The organism is Enterococcus sp. DIV1067f (assembly GCF_050543505.1).
GTDB lineage: Bacteria > Bacillota > Bacilli > Lactobacillales > Enterococcaceae > Enterococcus_D > Enterococcus_D entomosocium.
This window is the reverse complement of the sequence record NZ_CP172940.1, coordinates 721,927-739,490: the sequence shown is the minus strand read 5'-3', so window position 1 is coordinate 739,490 and position 17,564 is coordinate 721,927. Positions and strand designations below refer to the sequence as shown.

General features: G+C 42.4%; 17 protein-coding genes. 1 reads left to right on the top strand and 16 read right to left on the bottom strand.

Translation table 11 applies throughout. The features are described from left to right. Positions 1-463: 463 nt before the first annotated feature. The gene (locus tag IGJ42_RS03425) at positions 464-937 is read right to left on the bottom strand and encodes a DUF1456 family protein (RefSeq protein WP_086299161.1); all 474 of its coding nucleotides are present in this window, start codon (positions 935-937) and stop codon (positions 464-466) included. Between the two features lie 258 nt (positions 938-1,195). Between IGJ42_RS03425 and IGJ42_RS03420 the strand changes: the two genes are divergently transcribed. Further along, positions 1,196-1,645: a DUF305 domain-containing protein gene (locus IGJ42_RS03420; protein ID WP_086333051.1), complete on the top strand. Its 450-nt coding sequence runs from the start codon at positions 1,196-1,198 to the stop codon at positions 1,643-1,645. A 131-nt stretch (positions 1,646-1,776) separates the two neighbouring features. Here IGJ42_RS03420 and hisIE read toward each other — a convergent pair whose 3' ends face one another. From hisIE to IGJ42_RS03345, 15 genes are all read right to left on the bottom strand, one after another. Then, positions 1,777-2,409, bottom strand: a complete 633-nt coding sequence (hisIE, locus tag IGJ42_RS03415; RefSeq protein WP_005237439.1) for a bifunctional phosphoribosyl-AMP cyclohydrolase/phosphoribosyl-ATP diphosphatase HisIE — start codon at positions 2,407-2,409, stop codon at positions 1,777-1,779. Positions 2,410-2,447: 38 nt separating this feature from the next. Next, positions 2,448-3,206 carry an imidazole glycerol phosphate synthase subunit HisF gene (hisF, locus tag IGJ42_RS03410; protein WP_086316936.1) on the bottom strand — a complete coding sequence of 253 codons (759 nt, stop codon included), beginning with the start codon at positions 3,204-3,206 and terminating at the stop codon, positions 2,448-2,450. After that, positions 3,203-3,922: a 1-(5-phosphoribosyl)-5-[(5-phosphoribosylamino)methylideneamino]imidazole-4-carboxamide isomerase gene (hisA, locus tag IGJ42_RS03405; protein ID WP_086333049.1), complete on the bottom strand. Its 720-nt coding sequence runs from the start codon at positions 3,920-3,922 to the stop codon at positions 3,203-3,205. The genes hisF and hisA overlap by 4 nt, the downstream gene beginning before the upstream one ends. After that, positions 3,919-4,542 carry an imidazole glycerol phosphate synthase subunit HisH gene (gene hisH, locus IGJ42_RS03400; protein ID WP_086333048.1) on the bottom strand — a complete coding sequence of 208 codons (624 nt, stop codon included), beginning with the start codon at positions 4,540-4,542 and terminating at the stop codon, positions 3,919-3,921. The genes hisA and hisH overlap by 4 nt, the downstream gene beginning before the upstream one ends. Before the next feature lie 66 nt (positions 4,543-4,608). After that, positions 4,609-5,202 (bottom strand): imidazoleglycerol-phosphate dehydratase HisB, encoded by a 594-nt coding sequence (hisB, locus tag IGJ42_RS03395; RefSeq protein WP_005225202.1) that lies wholly within the window; start codon positions 5,200-5,202, stop codon positions 4,609-4,611. After that, positions 5,199-6,257, bottom strand: a complete 1,059-nt coding sequence (hisC, locus tag IGJ42_RS03390) for a histidinol-phosphate transaminase (RefSeq protein WP_430615934.1) — start codon at positions 6,255-6,257, stop codon at positions 5,199-5,201. The genes hisB and hisC overlap by 4 nt, the downstream gene beginning before the upstream one ends. Then, positions 6,254-7,534, bottom strand: a complete 1,281-nt coding sequence (gene hisD / locus IGJ42_RS03385) for a histidinol dehydrogenase (protein ID WP_086333047.1) — start codon at positions 7,532-7,534, stop codon at positions 6,254-6,256. Before hisD ends, hisC begins: the two co-directional genes overlap by 4 nt. Beyond that, entirely contained in the window at positions 7,531-9,090 is a 1,560-nt protein-coding gene (hisG, locus tag IGJ42_RS03380) for an ATP phosphoribosyltransferase (protein ID WP_034878755.1), read from the bottom strand. The genes hisD and hisG overlap by 4 nt, the downstream gene beginning before the upstream one ends. A 286-nt stretch (positions 9,091-9,376) precedes the next feature. Then, complete coding sequence (locus IGJ42_RS03375) at positions 9,377-11,215, bottom strand: glucose PTS transporter subunit IIA (protein WP_139960334.1); 1,839 nt, start codon at positions 11,213-11,215, stop codon at positions 9,377-9,379. Between the two features lie 88 nt (positions 11,216-11,303). Further along, complete coding sequence (locus IGJ42_RS03370) at positions 11,304-12,749, bottom strand: glycoside hydrolase family 1 protein (RefSeq protein WP_005237448.1); 1,446 nt, start codon at positions 12,747-12,749, stop codon at positions 11,304-11,306. Continuing rightward, on the bottom strand, positions 12,739-13,545 hold the full coding sequence (locus IGJ42_RS03365) for a MurR/RpiR family transcriptional regulator (RefSeq protein ID WP_005237449.1): 807 nt from the start codon (positions 13,543-13,545) through the stop codon (positions 12,739-12,741). The genes IGJ42_RS03370 and IGJ42_RS03365 overlap by 11 nt, the downstream gene beginning before the upstream one ends. A 313-nt stretch (positions 13,546-13,858) precedes the next feature. Then, positions 13,859-14,701 (bottom strand): Cof-type HAD-IIB family hydrolase, encoded by an 843-nt coding sequence (locus tag IGJ42_RS03360; RefSeq protein WP_034878757.1) that lies wholly within the window; start codon positions 14,699-14,701, stop codon positions 13,859-13,861. A 250-nt stretch (positions 14,702-14,951) separates the two neighbouring features. Further along, a complete protein-coding gene (locus tag IGJ42_RS03355; RefSeq protein ID WP_005237452.1) occupies positions 14,952-15,335 on the bottom strand; it encodes a DUF7006 family protein in 384 nt (127 codons plus the stop codon). Between the two features lie 536 nt (positions 15,336-15,871). Next, positions 15,872-16,528, bottom strand: a complete 657-nt coding sequence (locus IGJ42_RS03350) for an HAD family hydrolase (RefSeq protein ID WP_042891036.1) — start codon at positions 16,526-16,528, stop codon at positions 15,872-15,874. Between the two features lie 280 nt (positions 16,529-16,808). Continuing rightward, the gene (locus IGJ42_RS03345; RefSeq protein ID WP_005237455.1) at positions 16,809-17,423 is read right to left on the bottom strand and encodes a hypothetical protein; all 615 of its coding nucleotides are present in this window, start codon (positions 17,421-17,423) and stop codon (positions 16,809-16,811) included. Between the last annotated feature and the right edge of the window lie 141 nt (positions 17,424-17,564).

Genomic DNA, 17,564 nt, shown 5'->3' with positions numbered 1-17,564 from the left:
GTGCCAAAGGTGCCAACACAGGCTGACTTAACAAGATCGCCAATGACAAATAGCCCCAAAATTTCCTTTTCATAACATTCTCCTTTTATATTCGTTTAAATACGATACGCTTTCCTATCTTTCACCTATCTACAAACTTCGCCTTCTGATGATGGTGATGACTTGTTAATTACAACTTTTAGACACAGGATGCTCCTGTTCATTTTGATAGTATTGCATGGTTCATCATTCTGAACACGTCAACATTTGTATCAGAAATGACCAAACTTGTCAGGTTTCAACGAACAGGTTATTCAAACAAACAGATCGTTCACTTAACCTGCTTCTTCATGCTCCAAGCTTGGACTCGGTCAGTGTTCCAATCACTGATTTAAATTGTTATTTTTACACACATAAAAAGAGACACATAACATGCATCTCTTTAGGCGCCCCATTGTAAGTTCAGTCTATTATTGATTTTTTACTAGTTATCCCGATACTCGATCGTCAATCCTTTTAAAAAGTTGCGGGCATATTTGTCTAAGCATGGCTTGTAATTGCGATGGCCTTCTTTGCGTAAAATGGCGCCCAGTTCACCTTTTGAAACCGTAACTCCCGCTTGCTCGAAAATGTTCAGCATTTCATCCGTTGTTAGGGAAAGGGCGATTTTTATTTTCTTCAGCATCAAATTATTCACATTGCCATTGTTCAACTCTAAGACAGGTTCTGCAGCATCTGACTTTGTTCCTCGTTGCGAGCGAATCAAACCATTTAAGAAACGCTCAAAGGCTTCATTGGTACACTCAATCTCGTAGGTCTCAGGGTCTTTTTTCTTCAATAATTGTCTTACTTCTTCTTTCGTGAAAGAAGCGCCGCCAAGTTCAAAAATTTTCACCATGTCAGTATCTTTGATATCCAAAGCATAGCGTAAACGCGTCAAGCGATCATTGTGATTCATTCTATACACCATCCATTTCTTAGGTTGATTATAACAAATAAACCTAGACGAGTAATCCCGTTTTCGCTTTTTTACTCTAAGAACCCATTGTTTTCGTTCAAATGTATATCGATTCTCTCATTCTACTTCCTCCGCTATACTTGATTTAGGGAGTAAATTTATTCTAACAAAACAATAAACAAAAAAAAGCATCTGGTACGATGATGTTTTGGATTGCTTTATTGTTTTTATTTTGTATACAAAAGGGAGAGGAAAGAAATGAAGAAGTATGGGAAATTTTTGGTAATGATTGGGGTATCGACGGTGATTATGTTTTGTATGATGTATTTCAATGTCTATGCCCTCGATCATATTTTTTTCAGCCAAACCCGCCTGTTTATGGCACTTATGATGGGCGCGATGATGGCGATCATCATGCTATTGTTTATGTGGAAGATGTATGACAAAAAGAAAATGAATATCGGCATTCTAGTTGTCAGTGTTGCACTCTTTTTTAGTTCACTTTTTATGGTCAGAAGCCAAACTGCCGTGGGAGATACAGCCTGGATGAAAGCCATGATTCCCCATCATTCGATTGCGATTCTAACCAGTAAAAATGCCGATTTGTCTGATCCAAGAGTAAAAGAACTTGCAGAAAAAATCATCGACGCACAGGAAAAAGAAATCAAAGAAATGAAAGAATTGATCGAAGAGTTAGAAAACAAATAGCAATTTTATGTGCTCACTTAAAGAACCAGCAGATCAACTTTTTCCTCACGGATGAGAAGCCCTTCAAGCAATAGCTGAAGGGCTTCTTTTTTATCGTCAGCTACTTTCTTTCTACTGAAAAATCCTGACCGTTATTGCATCCGCTCTTGTTTGACTTTCTTATCCACAACATGACGCTTGGCAAGCTCTTGGCGAATAGCCGCTAAATCAATCCCCATTTCTGCCATTAAAACCAATGTATGATACGCCAAATCAGCAATCTCATAAACGGTTTCTTGACGGTCTTCCTTCATCGCCCCAATTACGACCTCGGTTGCTTCCTCGCCGATTTTTTTTAAGATTTTTTCACTGCCTTTTTCAAACAAGTAGCTGGTATAGCTGCCTTCTTGTGGCGTATCTTTACGACCTTTTATCAGCTCATACAACGCATCGATGGTTGGAGAGGATTTTGTACCATAAAGCACCTCTGTAAAGCAGCTTTCTGTGCCTGTATGGCAAGCGGGTCCGTCTTTTTTTACTTTGGCGACTAAGGCATCTTGATCGCAATCTGCGGTCAATGATACTAAATGCTGGTAATTGCCGCTAGTTTCTCCTTTGCGCCACAATTCTTGGCGACTGCGGGAATAAAAGGTCATCAATCGGTCCTTCAAGGTCAAGGTCAAACTTTCTTGGTTCATATAAGCCAAGGTCAAAACTTCATTCGTTTCCACATCTTGCACGATCACTGGAACCAATCCTTGTTTATCAAATCGTACTTGCACCATGTTATCCACTCCTTCTATTGCCTGTCAAAACGCCAACGCTATACGGTTCGTACGGGAATATCGACGGCCTGTAATTGTTTTTTTAGCTCTGGGATTTTTACCTCGCCATAGTGAAAAATCGAGGCTGCCAACCCTGCTTCAATATTTGGCAATTGAAACAGCTCGATAAAATCGGCACTTTTGCCAGCACCACCGGATGCGACGATCGGTAATTTGGTGATTTCGCTGACAGCTTTCAGCAAGTCGAGATCAAACCCCTGCTTCACGCCATCGGTATCCATGCTGTTGATGACTAGTTCACCAGCACCTAACTGCTCAGCTTGGTGAATCCACGCCAATGCTTCTAAGCCTGTATCTTCCCGTCCGCCTTTGGCAAACACATGCCAGTTCTCACCGACACGGCGAACATCAACGGATAAAACAACGCACTGGCTGCCATAGCGTTTCGCGCCTTCTGCGATCAGCTCTGGTCGGCGAAGCGCTCCCGAATTGACGCTGACTTTGTCGGCGCCACAGTTTAAGACTCGCTCAAAATCTGCTACTTGATTGATGCCACCGCCCACCGTCAAAGGAATAAACACTTCTGACGCCACGCGCTGCAAAATGTCCGTGAATAAGCCGCGTTCTTCTGCAGAAGCAGTAATGTCATAAAAAACCAGCTCATCGGCGCCTTGTTCATTGTAAAAACGCGCCAAAGTCACCGGATCATTGACATCTTTTAAGCCAGCAAAGTTGACCCCTTTCACGACTCGCCCATCTCGCACATCAAGGCAAGGAATGATTCGTTTGGCGATCATGACCTTTCCTCCCCTGCTGCTAAGACATCGGCCAATTGGAGACTGCCGTTATATAAGGATTTCCCGACGATCACGCCAGAGATCCCCAACTGTTTTAATCCTTTGATATCTGCCAATGAAGCCACGCCGCCAGAAGCCACGATGTCGCAATCCAATTGATTGAGTTTTTCGTATAAGGGCAGATTGATGCCTTCTCCTGTACCGTCACGGGAGATTTCGGTAAAGATGATCGTTTGCGCGCCCCATGCCACCAATTGTTGGCAAAAAGTAAACGCGTCTGTTGCCGTTTTCTCGAGCCAGCCTTCCACTGCCACTTTTTCTTCCTTGGCATCGACTCCAATGGCGATCTTATTGCCGTATTTCTTGAGCATCGCTTTTGTGAATGCTGGGTCTTTCTGGGCAATCGTGCCGAGGATCACCCGATGAACGCCTGCTGCCAAACAATGTTGGATCGTTTCTTCCTCACGAATCCCGCCGCCAACTTCGACAAACAGATTGGTCTGCTGGACGATATTTTTTGCGACATCAAAGTAATGGAGTTTGCCGGCTTTGGCACCATCTAAGTCGACGAGGTGCAGATAGTTGGCACCTTCTTCTTCAAAGGAACGAGCAAATGCCACTGGATCGTCCCCAAACACTTCTTTTTGCTCATAGTCTCCTTGGTACAAACGGACCACTTTTTGATCTAACAGATCGATTGCTGGAAAAATTTTCATAGCGGCACCTCCGTAAATGCTTTTAAAATCTTCAACCCGACTGCCCCGCTTTTTTCTGGGTGAAACTGAGTGCCGAAGACATTGTCTTTTTGCACGATACCGGGAATTGCTAGACCATAGTCACTGTCTGCCACGACATACTCTTGGCAATCAGTAGCAAAATAACTGTGGACATAGTAGACAAAGTCTTGTTCCCCTAGCCCGCTGACGAGGGGACTTTCTTTTCTGACAGTCAAACGATTCCAACCAATCTGCGGCACTTTCAGATTCAGTTTGGCTTCTTCAAAGGCGCATTGCATGGAAACGATCCGTCCTGGAATCAAACCGAGCCCCTCATGTGTGCCAAACTCCTCACTGCTATCAAACAACAGCTGCATCCCTAAACAAATGCCTAAAAAGGGTTTGCCAGCTGCTGCCAATTCTTGGATCGGTTCGATCAGCGACAACTCTGCTAACTTTTGGCGGGCATCGCCAAAAGCGCCTACGCCGGGTAAAAGAATGCGGTCGGCAGCTTTTAATTCTGCTAGTGAACGCGTGATTCGGCACTCAACACCCAAGAAGTCCAGCGAACGAGACAAGCTGAACAAATTGCCGACCCCATAGTCGATGATTGCTAACATAATACGCCCCTTTCCTTATCTCATCCCTCTGTGTGGAAGATACGTAATCATTTTCCCCCTCATGAATCACTGAATCGTCCCTTTGGTTGAAGGGATCTCATCTGGGGCTGCTTGATTGATCGCCACCGCTTCACCTAAAGCACGCCCAAACCCTTTAAAGCAAGCTTCCACAATGTGGTGGCTGTTTTTGCCAGCGATTTGATGGAGATGAATCGTAGCACCTAATTCACGGGCAAAAGCAATGAAGAATTCTTCAACCAACTCCGTATCAAACTGCTGCCCGATTTTTTCACTCGGTATCGCCAACTCTACGACTGCCATGCCGCGACCGCTAATATCGATCGCTGTCATAACTAAGGCTTCGTCCATCGGCAGCAGCATACTACCATAGCGTTTGATGCCTCGTCGCTCCCCAAGACTTTCTGAAAACGCTCGGCCAATGGCGATGGCAACGTCTTCTGTTGTGTGATGGGCATCCACTTCTGTATCGCCATCACAAACCAACGTCAAATCAAAGCGACCGTGGCGGACAAATAATTCCAGCATGTGGTCTAAAAACCCCACACCAGTCTTGATTGATTGCTGACCAGTACCATCGATCGTCAACTGCAGGTGGATCTTGGTTTCCGTCGTATTGCGGGTAACTTCTGCTTTTCTCATTCCTTCACCTCTTCTATGATCGTTGTTAGCACCGTCATCAGTCGTTCCATCTGGGGCTTCGTTCCTACCGTAATTCGTAAATACTCTTTGATGCGGGGCTGATTGAACCAGCGGACGAAGATTTTCTGCTCTTTCAGTGCCTGATACAACTCTTCACCGGCAATCGCAGGGTGCCTTGCAAACAAAAAATTCCCTTGGCTGTCGGTCTGCTCAAAGCCGAATTTCGCTAGGGCTTGCTTGCTCCACTCACGCACGTGGATCGTTGCTTGGATTTTCTCATCGACATACGCTTGTTCCTGCAAAACGGCTGCACCAGCGGCTTGGGTCAAACTATTGACATTGTACGGATTCAAGCTAAATTTCAACCGATTCAAGTCTTGGATCAGTCCTTCATTGGCAACCGCAAAGCCTAAGCGTGCTCCTGCCAGCTGCCGAGATTTCGAAAACGTCCCCACAACCAAGAGATTTGGGTATTGATCGATCAAAGAAACCATTGAAGAGCCGCCAAAATCGATATAGGCCTCATCGACTATCACTAAGCGATCGGGATGCCGTTTTAGAAAGGCACAGATTTCGCTTTGTTCTTGATAAACCCCAGTCGGGGCATTGGGATTGGCAAAAATGACGGTCCCTTTGAGTGAATCGTAGTCCGTTAACGCGATTGAGAAATCTTCTTGCAGCGGAACAACGGTAGCAGCGACTTGGTACAAGGCACTATATACTTGATAAAACCCGTAGGTCACATCGGGAAAGGCGATGCCGTTTTCCGTGAAGCCTTGAAAGAGGTAGGACAAGACTTCGTCACTGCCATTACCGAGAAACAGTTGGGCTGGCGTAACGCCAAGATAGGCAGCCAGAGGGTTTGTCACCACTTCAGCAGCAATATCCGAGTAACGATTCAGCTTTTGGGCGGCATCAGCAACCGCTGCTTGAACACTTGGCGCTGGCGGATAAGGACTTTCATTGGTGTTCAGTTTAATAACGACTTGCTCATCTACTTGTTCCCCCGGTGTATAAGGAGTCAGCTTGTGATACTTTTGATGTAAAAAGGTCATTTTTCTCCCTCTCTTCGTACATTGATCGAACGGGCATGGCCGATCAAGTCTTCGGTTTCCGCGAACAACGCTACAGCTGGACCAGCTGCTTTCATGGCTGCCTCTGGGTAATACAAATAACTGCTTTTCTTAATAAAATCATCCACTGATAACGGCGAATAGAAACGAGCTGTCCCTTCTGTCGGTAGGGTATGATTTGGTCCAGCAAAATAATCTCCCAGTACTTCCGGTGTATGGTGACCTAAAAAGACACTGCCCGCATTTTCTACTTGTCCCAATAATGCAAAAGGATCAGCCACCGCTAATTCAAGGTGTTCTGGAGCAATTTGATTGGTAATGGTAAGTGCTTCGGTCAAATCTTTGACCAGAATCAGCTTTCCGCTAGATTCAAGCGCCGCAGCAGCAATGTCTTTGCGGGGCAGTTGCTTCAGCTGCAACTCAAGCTCGGCTTGGACTTCTTCAATCAAAGCTGCTTCTGTTGTGACTAAGATGGCTTGCGCTAAGGGATCATGCTCGGCTTGTGCCAAAAGATCCGCCGCCAGCCAGCGAGGATTTGCGCTGGCATCAGCGAGGATCAGCACATCGCTGGGCCCTGCGATCATATCGATATCAACTTCGCCGTACACCATTTTTTTCGCTGTGGCGACATAAATATTTCCCGGTCCGACGATTTTGTCGACTTTGGGAATTGTTTCTGTTCCATAAGCCAATGCCGCTACGCCATGGGCCCCACCGACTTTGTAGATTTCATCCACTCCGGCAACGGAAGCTGCCGCTAAAATAGCAGCCGGAACTTTTCCCTGACTGTCCGTCGGTGTGATCATAACGATTTTTTTGACCCCGGCGATTTTTGCCGGCAGGACATCCATCAAAACCGTACTTGGATAAGCTGCTGTGCCGCCAGGAACATAGACCCCGACTTTTGTTAATGGTAAGACCCGCTGTCCCATCACAACGCCATTTTCCTTCGTTAAGACAAAGCCTTGCTGGACTTGTTTTTGATGAAATGCCAAAATGTTTTCTTTCGCCTGTTCCATCACATTAAGCAGCTCGGGTGAGACGGCATGGACAGCCGCGTCTATCTCCCTTGGACTGACGGTTAAGGAAGACAAGGTCACTTGATCGATTTCCTCAATTAATTGAAACAACGCCTGATCTCCTTGCTGCTGAACACGGGCAATGATTTGGGCGACAATGGTTGAAACATCTTTCGTTTCCGACTGTTTCCTTGCCACAATCGTTTCGATCGTATCTTTTTGGGTCGAAAAAATTCTCATAATTGCTCCCTCACCTTCTCAATCACTGTTTGAATGCGTTCTTGCTTGAAACGCCACGTGGCGTGGTTGATCACTAAGCGCGCTGAAGACGGCGCGATGTCTTGGATCACTTCTAAATCATTTTCCTTTAGTGTCGTCCCCGTTTCGACGATGTCAACGATCACATCGGAGAGACCTAATAAAGGGGCCAATTCAATCGATCCATGCAGTTGGATCAATTCCACCGAGCGACCTAACCCTTGATAAAACTGGCGAGTGATCTGCGGATATTTTGTAGAGACCCGCAGCGGTCGGGAGAAATCTTCCTCGAAATCCTTACGCGCCGCTACGGCCAAACGGCAGACCCCCATATGCAAATCAAGAAATTCGATGACTTCCGCCTTGCTTTCCATTAAAATATCTTTGCCTACGACACCGATATCCGCCACTCCGTGCTCCACATAGATTGCTACATCGCTAGGCTTGACTAAGAAAAAGCGCAGCTTGTTTTCTTCATCACAAAAAATTAGTTGGCGATTGTCTTTAAAGACGCCTTGCGCAGCGACTCCGGCTTTCGTGAACAAATCGTATACGGCATCCCCCATGCGGCCTTTTGGCAGCGCAATGTTCAAATAGCCTGAACTTTCGTTGTCAGTCGGCAACTTTTGCCCTACATGGTTGAGCTTCATACCAAACCCGATCGCTCCTTGCGCTTTGCCTTGCCGACTCATTAAGCGATCATAACGGCCCCCATATAAAATCGTCTCTCTTGCTTCTTCGATAAATCCTTGAAACAGCAAACCACTGTAATAATCGGCATCATTTAAAATCGAAAAATCCAACCTTATCCGAATGGAGGCTGACAGTTGTTCTTTTTGCAGAGCTTGATACAGTTGGTTCAGTTCTGCTAAACCAGCTTGTGCTTGGGGATATTCTGCCAGCAGCTCTTTGGCTTTTTGATACTTGGTTTCAAAATCACCTGACAAACGTACCAGTTTCGCTAATTTTTCAGCTTCTGTTGCTGATAAGCCAGCCTTTTCAGTCAGTGCATCCATGCCATGAGAACTCTTGTCCCGCAGGCAGTGCAGTACCTTTTGTCGATCCGCTTCGGGGAAGCGTTGGCAGATACCGTCCAAAATCCCCATATGGGACAGATCTAAGGTCCCTTTTCCCACCTGAGCCAAACTTTCCCACGCCAGTTTTACAACCTCCAGTTGATCTTCCCACGTGATTTGGTCAATGAGCTCCAAACCGATTTGATCTATTTTTTGGTATTCCCCAGCTTGACGATCCTGTCGATAGACATCTTCCACGTAATACACTCTACGCGCCTCTCCAGACGGTGTATTTTTGGCAATCGACAAGGTAACATCGGGTTTTAGAGCCATCGTCCTGCCATCCGTGCCTGTAAATGTGATGATGGAAGAACCACGCAAAAACTGATCATTTTGCTGATAGTTGCGATACTCTTCAAAGTTGTTCGAGTGATAAGGTGAAAAATGATGCTGCGTATACAATTTTCTTAATTTCAGTTCGACTTGTTCGGCTGGTTTCAATACATTCCATAACTCTTCCACACTTATCACTCCTATTTCATGCCACTGATCCGGCTTTCTCACTGTTAAAGCCACGCTTTATCATCGATTCACCATCAGTTTTTCTAATAATACTAATGGTTTTGCCATAAATAAGCAATGGTATTTTTCGAAATATTCTGGATTTTTTCGATACAATTCATTGGTAGAGACAAAGAAAGGGCATCAAATAAAAAAGCCCTGCTGAAAATTCAGGACAGGGCTTTCACTTGAAGGTATAGTTGATGTCCGCGTTAAGAAGCTTGAAAAAGAAATGATTGGGAACCCATTATTGAACTGAAAATATATAATCGCTGCTATTTACTTTTTGCTGTATCGTCTGAGCAAATGGTTCATGATCAGCTGTGTTTGTGACAATGATGGGGATCGTTAGATCATAGCCTGCTGCACTGATTTCTTTTTCGTCAAAAGAAATCAGTTTTTCTCCAGCTTTAACGTATTGATTTTCAGCTACATAAAGAGTAAATCCTTTTCCATCTAAATGAACCGTGTCGATCCCGATGTGGATCAAAAGTTCGACCCCATTTTCACCTCTTAAGCCAATCGCATGCTTGGTGGGTGTAGTCATAATCACATAACCATCAAAAGGAGCGACTATGGTCTCATCAGAAGGAATGATCGCCACTCCGTCCCCCATCATTTTTTCCGAAAACATCGGGTCCTTGACTGTCTCAAGGGAAACAACGCTTCCCGATATTGGACTGCTGACTTTCAAAGCATCTTCGGCTTTACTCATTTGACTTACTTGAACTCTTTTTCGTTCTAAGAGAATCGTTGTAGTAAAAGAAACGCATACTGCTAGAAGAATGACGACAATTGCAAACCAAAAATTGCTATTGAATCCAGAACCATCTGTCGGGATAAAAGTCGGGATCGCAACCAGACCTGGTGAAACAACTGCATATTGTTTTAGTTGAACAAATCCTGCCATGATCCCACCTACTGCACCACCTAGAATCGCTCCTATAAAAGCACTTCGATAGTTGATCAAGATGCCAAAAATAGCCGGCTCGGTGATCCCCATCACACCAGTCAGTCCTGAAGAAAGAGCCAATGCTCGTTTTTCAGTATTTTTTTCTGTATAAGAAATAGCTAAGGCTGATGCACCCACGGCAACGTTAGCTGCTAGCATAGCCGGCATAACAAATGAATCATAGCCGTAGTCCCCTAACATAGCAAAGACCAAGGGGAACAACGCTTGATTGGTGCCGGTCATGACCAATAGCGGAGTCATTGCTCCTAAGACACCAACTGAAAACCAACCGAGTTTGTCGTATAAAAAGCTCAACCCACTAGCAATGTATCCGCCCACTGCATTTCCAATTGGCCCTAATACAATTAATGTGACAGGCACTGTAATTAAAATAACTAATAATGGCTTGACGAAATACTTGATCGATTGCGGAATACACTTATCCCCGATTCGATCCATTACCGCCATAAACAAAACACCAAATATTACGGGAATAGTCGTTGTATTATAGCTCATCGTTGGGATAACGATTCCTAAGAAATTCAATCCTTCCACGCCATTGATCAATGAGTGGACGAGGATCGCACCTAGGAACATACCCATCAAACCATTGATACCAAGTTTTCTAGCAGCACTATACCCAATATAAATCGGCAGAAAATAAAAACCCGCATCGTTGATGGCATTTAAAATCGTGTAGGTCCCGCTGTCAGCTGCAAGTCCGAAAAAGGTCACACCAATATTCAATACCGCCGATACCAGCCCAGCAGCTACCAATACGGGCAGAACCGGAACGAAGGTTCCACTGATAAAATCGACAATCAGTAAGCCGTAGTCTTTGAGGGTGCGCTTCGTTTTTCGTTCCTCCTTCGCCTGACCATTCATTTGATTTCGCTCTTCTGTAAAAATTGCATACACTTTTGGCACATCCGGACCGATGATCAGTTGAACTTCATGTCCTCTTCTCACTGTGCCCAAAATGAGTTTGTTTTCTTTTAATTGCTTGTCATCAAAAGCGGTCGGATCACTTAGCTGTAGACGAAGCCTAGTAGCACAGTGATTGACTGTTTGAACATTTTCGATTCCTCCGATATTTTTTATAATATACGCAACCAGTTCATGATAGTTTGACATAGTGATTCATCCTCACTTTATTTTATAAACCGCTTTCATTAAAGTAGTTTTTGGAGCGATAGAAGCTCTTTCTTCTATCGCTCATTTCTCATCCTTTTGGACGTGCTAACGTTTGACCATTTGATTGGATCACTTCTTTATACCAATAGTAAGAATCTTTCGGGATTCTACGTAAATCCAGTAAGTCTTCATCAGTTGTATTGATATAGACAAGTCCATATCGCTTCGCCATCCCATTGCCTGTACTCAAAAGATCAGTAAAGGACCATGGATTATAACCAAAGACTTTTGCGCCATCTTCAATCGCCAATCCGACTTGATAAATCTGATCATTTAAAAAATCGATTCGTTCTTGATCATGTACTTGTCCATCCTCACCCAGCGTCTCATGCGCCCCGTAGCCATTCTCAGTAATCACCATTGGTAAATGATAGTGGTCTTCCATATAGCGTAACAAGTAACGCATAGCAACTGGATCGATCTCCCAATCCCAATCGGTTGTCTCGACAAAAGGATTGACCGTTTGCGCAAAAATCCCTGGATAATTTGGGTAAACAAATTCCCCTTTTTTCCCCGATTTGTTCAACCCAATTTCTTGATGATCGGATGCCACTGGTGACTCCTTCGCTACGTTGCTACGGTAACAGTTGATGCCGAAAAAGTCGATTTTTGCTTGTGCAACCAATTCCATATCCCCAGGGCGAATATCGGGATCAATATTATTTTCTTTCCAATAACGTTTAATAAAACCATTGTATTCACGATTTGCATTAAAATCATTCCAGATTTTTTCCGTCAGTTCTTCTGCATTCATCGCTGCAATCTGATCTGCTGGTTTTGCTGACTCAGGATAAAACGGAACCATCCCAGGAACCGGGCCGATCTTGCCGTCTTCAACCAATTCATGACACGCAATCACCGCTTTTGCATGACATAGGTTCATAATATGATTGACTTTCCACTTATCTTCAAACCAAGTCTCTGGGTATTTGCATACTCCTAACCAGTCTCCATAGACAATTTGCATGTTTTGCTCATTAATTGCCAGCCAGTATTTCACACGATCGCCGAATGACTCAAAACAGGTTCTAACATATTGGTCAAATGCATCAATGATGCCTCGGTCGTACCAACCATTAAATTCTTCGTCAACCCAGACTGGCATATCGTAGTGATACAAAGTGACGATTGGAGTAATGCCATGTTCAACTAATTCATCAATCAGCTGATTATAAAAGTCAATGCCTAATTGATTGGGCACCCCTGAATTATCAGGATAGATCCTAGGCCAAGCAATCGAAAAGCGATATGAAGTAAAGCCCGCATCAGCCATTAATTGGACATCTTCTTTGTATTTATGGTAATGATCAGCGGCAATCGAATTATCTGTATAGGGCTTTTTCTTTTTGCTGTTTAAGTCGATGATCGCAGTTGAACGCCCATCTTCTGCTACAGCCCCTTCAACTTGCCACGCAGCACTTGAAGCGCCCCATAAAAAATCCTTTGGAAATAGTGGTTTATCTTTATAATGCATGCCCATTGCCTTCTCTCTTAAATTTAAGTAAATAACCATTGAATAGTAGATCAAGTACGAAATCAATGCCATACGTATAGTAAAGCAGCTCAGTGATTTCTTTCTCATGTGTTTGTGAACTTAAATGATACAATTTATCAAAATAGCGGTTATAGATCGGGTTTCTATTATTTGTAAACAAAATCGTTGGTGCCTTGACCTCTTTTAGTATTTCAAGCATAGAAGAGACGAAGAGACCCGATAGCGAAAAAACAATGATCAAGGGATCTTGGCAATGTTCCAAGGCTAATGTCAGATCGCTCTTTGATGTTAATAAAGTAATTCTTTTACCAAAGATAACCATTCGCTGCTGGAAAGTTTTTACACTACCAGTAATATTGCTTGAACACAAAATCATAACTTCCCGGCTATCATTGATTAATCGGACAAGACGATCGACTTCTTGTGTATTAAACCGCAGACTTAATTCTTCCATTAGCGAAGTAATATTGGCTTGAAGCTTAGGCAAAAAATCAGAGTAGCCGTAAAACTTTAGAAATTCATTGATTCCATCATCAAAAGTTTCCGCGTTTTTTTTCATATCTAAAAAGTTCTCGTAGCCCAATTGTTTCGCAAATCGTCGAATGGAGGCCCGCGATACATGCTGCTCTTCTGCAATCTGATAAATGTTCCATCGAGTCACGCTTTTGAAGTTCTCTAAGAAAAATTTAGCAAGTTCAAATTCAACCGTCCCTACTTCATTTTCGTTCACAATATGATTTAACTTATAAATGAAATTCAATCGATTATTATCCATTTTTTTAATCTCCCTTGGCCAAGTTTGATTGTATCTAAATTATAACGTATCCGTTTCCAATATTGGGGTGCATGTCTTGTCCCCAGTTAAATCTTATCTAGAAATAAAAAAAGAGGCACAGAATTCGGCTTCTGTCCCCTTTTACCTATTGTATGTTGTATAGTCACTGATAGTACTTCTTTCTAATCAGAGTCTTCTTCACAAGAATGAAGCAAAAAACTACTCTGTCGATCACTTTACAGGTCTTCTGAACTTTGTTGCTATGAAACCTGACTAGCATAAAAAAGCATGTGCTAATCATGTTTTTTAGTAGCTACACGAGGCCGTGCTTTTGGAGCGCTTGCGCAATCCCGCCGTCTTCTGGTCGAGCCGTCACCTCGTCAGCTACTGCCAATAGCTGTTCACAGGCATTGCCCATTGCAATTCCCGTCGCAACAGCTTCAAACATTTCGACATCATTATGGCCGTCACCAAACGCCAAGGTATCTTTGTTATCGATCCCTAGATGGTTCAAGAGAAAATCGATGGCTGTTTTCTTGTGGATATTCTTGATGCCGATCTCGCCGCTATCTTTGCCAAAAACAGGTACCGTACTTCGAATCATTTGGAATTGTTCGTGGTATTGGTCATGGACCTGTTCATAAGGAATGGAATGATTGATGAAGGAAACTTTGTTCACGTCATCGTAATCGATTTTCGCTTCGTCCTCAATCAGTAAATCAAGGAACCACTGAATAGTTTGAACGCGTTGTTTTCCTGCTTCACTTTCAACAGACTCACCTGCTAAGACGATCTCCAGCAAACGATTTCTTAGATTGGTACTTGCAAATAAACCTTGGTTCGATTCCAAGTAATACTCGATTTGGTTTTCTTTTAAGAAATCAATCAATCTTAATAAAGCTTCTTTTTCAAAAACTTTGTGCAAAATCACCTCATTATGCACCTCACAATAACCGCCGCCGGCACCAATCATCCCACTTAGGGGCAGTGCCAACACGTCTTCTGTAATTTCGGCCTTTGAACGACCGGTACATAAGAAAAATTCATGGCCTTTCTTATGTGCCGCTGTGATCGCTTGGCGTGCACTTTCTGGTACATTTCCAGCATCATCACATAATGTTCCATCTACATCTAAAAAGACAATTTTTTTCGTCAAATCATTCCCTCTTTTCTCACTCAATCAATAAAGCGCTCACATGAACGTACTTGCCGAACACAAGGTGTCAAGATCAGCTCCTTAGAATTAGTATAACAAATCACAAGGAAAGTGCGCTAGACTATTTTACTAGATCATAAGATGGAATTCTGTTATTGTGATCCCTCTTTCTATTCCTCTACTCCCGTGTTCATCGCGTTATTGCTCCATGTGTTCTTTCTTGAGATGGTTGAATTATCCTAAAATATGCTTACTCCTCACTTAAATAAATTAAACTCCATTTTGGTACTTGATTGTTTTTTTGACCTGTAAGCTCGCGATAATAAGATTTTTTATCATTTTTGATCATACAAATAATTTCATGCTCATCCATACAAAACTCTTTGCATAGGTTTGTTCTACTATTTTCAAAAAGTTCCAGTAAAATTTGAATCTGCGCATCTATTGCTAGAAGTGCTTTGAGCTGATCAAATAAATTTTTTGATCGATCATAATAAATGTACTCAAATTCATTGCAGAGTTCTTGATAAAAATGAAAAATTTTGGGGAAATCTGTCATTACCCCTAAACTTAGCAACACTTCTTTTGAATAACACAAATAGTCTTTCGGTTCCTTGATATTTTCTGATATCATATCCTTACTCCTTTACATCTATTTTTTTTTGGTGAAAGTAGCGCTATCCCTTCTGCTCGCTTTGATTTTCTTCCGATAGTTTTTTTAATTGAAGCTTTGCTGTCCAAAAACCACTAAAAATGATTGGGTCTTTAGCTCTTACCAATGCAGACACATTAAGAAAATCAGTTACGCCTATTATAGTTTCCCTTTCAGATTCTCTTATAATTACTTTTTATTAAATAAAAGAAATAAGAGTGAAAAAGAGGCGGCCCCGTTCCCTTCTGCTAAAAAGTAGTGCCCGAATGCAACTAGATCGTCTCTAATGACAAGAAAATGACTATAATATCCACAAAAATCAACAGATAGCTAAAATTGTTGCTTCATGTAAATAGACGCCCCATATCCATACCAACAAAAAAAACCAATAATCGAATCTATCGATCATTGGTCGAAACCTCAAATATACTGCTGGAAGAAGACGTTCAGTCCATTCTATTTTTCACGCTACAGATCAAAAATAGAAATGATTTTTAAACTGTATCAGTAAAAATAGATCAAGCATAGATATAATCTAAAATATCCTGCGGCGCTTCTGCCAAAGCATCTGGTTTTTCAGCGGAAAGTTTTTTCGCATCGTGGCTGCCCCAGGTAACAGCGATGGTTTTGACACCGGCTGCTTTGCCCATCTGGATATCAAAAATAGCATCTCCTACCATGATCGTCCTTGTCGGATCAAACTGATACTGAGTTACTACTTTATTGATTCCTTCTGGATGAGGCTTGTAGTGGGACACCGCATCTGAGCCGATGATTTCTTCAAAGAACGCCACCAGGTTCTGAGCAGCCAAATTTCGTTTGACGACCGCTGTCTTCTTACTTGAAACCACGAAACAAGGAACCTTTCGTTTCATTAAGATTTCTAGGACATGGGGAATTTCAGGAAATACGTTCAAGGTACTTTCCTCGTATGTTTGATAATAGGTACGAAAAACCCGAATCAGTTCCGTTGCTGTTTCTTGATCCAATGGCTGTTCTGACATTTTAAAAAACGATTCTTCGATCGGTATCCCCATGTAATGTTCAATGACTACCTCACTCGGTACTTTGAGTCCCATCTCTGTAAAAGCTGCTTTTGTCGCCTTGATGCTGCATTCTCTCGAATCTAATAGGGTTCCGTCTAAATCAAATATCACACACTCAATCTTCTTCACGACATTTCCTCCTCTGAAAGATACTACAGCACGTTTCTCCAAAGTGCTTTTTAAATCCTGTAGTATTCCTTTTCATTACTGATTATCTCTATTTTAACACTAAAAAAAAGCATTATCATAATTTTCGATACCATCATTTATTTAATACTAATATTTTTATATAAAAAACGACTCAATTTGAAAACAGAGTCGTTTCTACCTGAAAAGCAGTCGAAGCTACAAAGAGGTCTATTCGTGAGAAATAAGGCTTCGATGCTCTTTTGATCACACAATTTTCTTTTTATTGTAAGATATAGCCTTTGCCCCAAGCGGTACGAACCCGTTTTTCAGTGTAGTCGTATTCATCTAATTTTTCATTGATTCGTTTCGCTAATATCGACAACTGAGATTTTCTCGAGTTTGTTCCACCATTTCCCCAAATTTTCCAACACAGGTCTTCTCGGTTAATAAATTGCTCTTCTCCTAAATTGTTAAAAAAGATCTGTTCTTGTAGACTAAGAAATTTAGGAAAGGATTCTTTCGTGACGGATGCTTTTTCTAACTTACGACTAATTGGTGGTAGTGCAGCCAAAAATTCTCTCAGCTCGACAAAAGAGCGATTCAGGTACGTGGCATTTTCAGCTTTTTCCATCCTACCTTCTTGTTCAATATTCCCTGGCAAGATACGGACGATTCGTTTTTGATAATAAGGAGCCAACGCCTGATTGATCAATAAAAATTCTGGATCTGCAATCGTTTCACTGACAAATAAGCAGTCAAATAATTTGGCGCTTTCTATCAACCATTCCGCCTCTTCTGTATTTTTCCCTACGAACACTTCATGACTCAAAATCTGTAACTCCCGCTGCAAATCAATCTCATATGATATATTTTTCGTCAGTATAATAATTCTCATGACACATCCTGCTTTCTTTCCCTTTTATTCAGAAATCATCTACTGAATCCTTTCCGACTCATTTCTGAATGCTTTATGTTGACATTATTACTTATTTTTATCAGCTTGAGGTGTCATTTTTTGTTCATAAATGATAGTCTA

Excerpts from the sequence above, each read along its gene's own strand:
- IGJ42_RS03425 (WP_086299161.1), bottom strand. The coding sequence starts at position 937 with ATGAATCACAATGATCGCTTGACGCGTTTACGCTATGCTTTGGATATC.
- IGJ42_RS03420 (WP_086333051.1), top strand. The coding sequence starts at position 1,196 with ATGAAGAAGTATGGGAAATTTTTGGTAATGATTGGGGTATCGACGGTG.
- hisIE (WP_005237439.1), bottom strand. The coding sequence starts at position 2,409 with ATGGTGCAAGTACGATTTGATAAACAAGGATTGGTTCCAGTGATCGTG.
- hisF (WP_086316936.1), bottom strand. The coding sequence starts at position 3,206 with ATGATCGCCAAACGAATCATTCCTTGCCTTGATGTGCGAGATGGGCGA.
- hisA (WP_086333049.1), bottom strand. The coding sequence starts at position 3,922 with ATGAAAATTTTTCCAGCAATCGATCTGTTAGATCAAAAAGTGGTCCGT.
- hisH (WP_086333048.1), bottom strand. The coding sequence starts at position 4,542 with ATGTTAGCAATCATCGACTATGGGGTCGGCAATTTGTTCAGCTTGTCT.
- hisB (WP_005225202.1), bottom strand. The coding sequence starts at position 5,202 with ATGAGAAAAGCAGAAGTTACCCGCAATACGACGGAAACCAAGATCCAC.
- hisC (WP_430615934.1), bottom strand. The coding sequence starts at position 6,257 with ATGACCTTTTTACATCAAAAGTATCACAAGCTGACTCCTTATACACCG.
- hisD (WP_086333047.1), bottom strand. The coding sequence starts at position 7,534 with ATGAGAATTTTTTCGACCCAAAAAGATACGATCGAAACGATTGTGGCA.
- IGJ42_RS03375 (WP_139960334.1), bottom strand. The coding sequence starts at position 11,215 with ATGTCAAACTATCATGAACTGGTTGCGTATATTATAAAAAATATCGGA.
- IGJ42_RS03370 (WP_005237448.1), bottom strand. The coding sequence starts at position 12,749 with ATGCATTATAAAGATAAACCACTATTTCCAAAGGATTTTTTATGGGGC.
- IGJ42_RS03365 (WP_005237449.1), bottom strand. The coding sequence starts at position 13,545 with ATGGATAATAATCGATTGAATTTCATTTATAAGTTAAATCATATTGTG.
- IGJ42_RS03355 (WP_005237452.1), bottom strand. The coding sequence starts at position 15,335 with ATGATATCAGAAAATATCAAGGAACCGAAAGACTATTTGTGTTATTCA.
- IGJ42_RS03345 (WP_005237455.1), bottom strand. The coding sequence starts at position 17,423 with ATGAGAATTATTATACTGACGAAAAATATATCATATGAGATTGATTTG.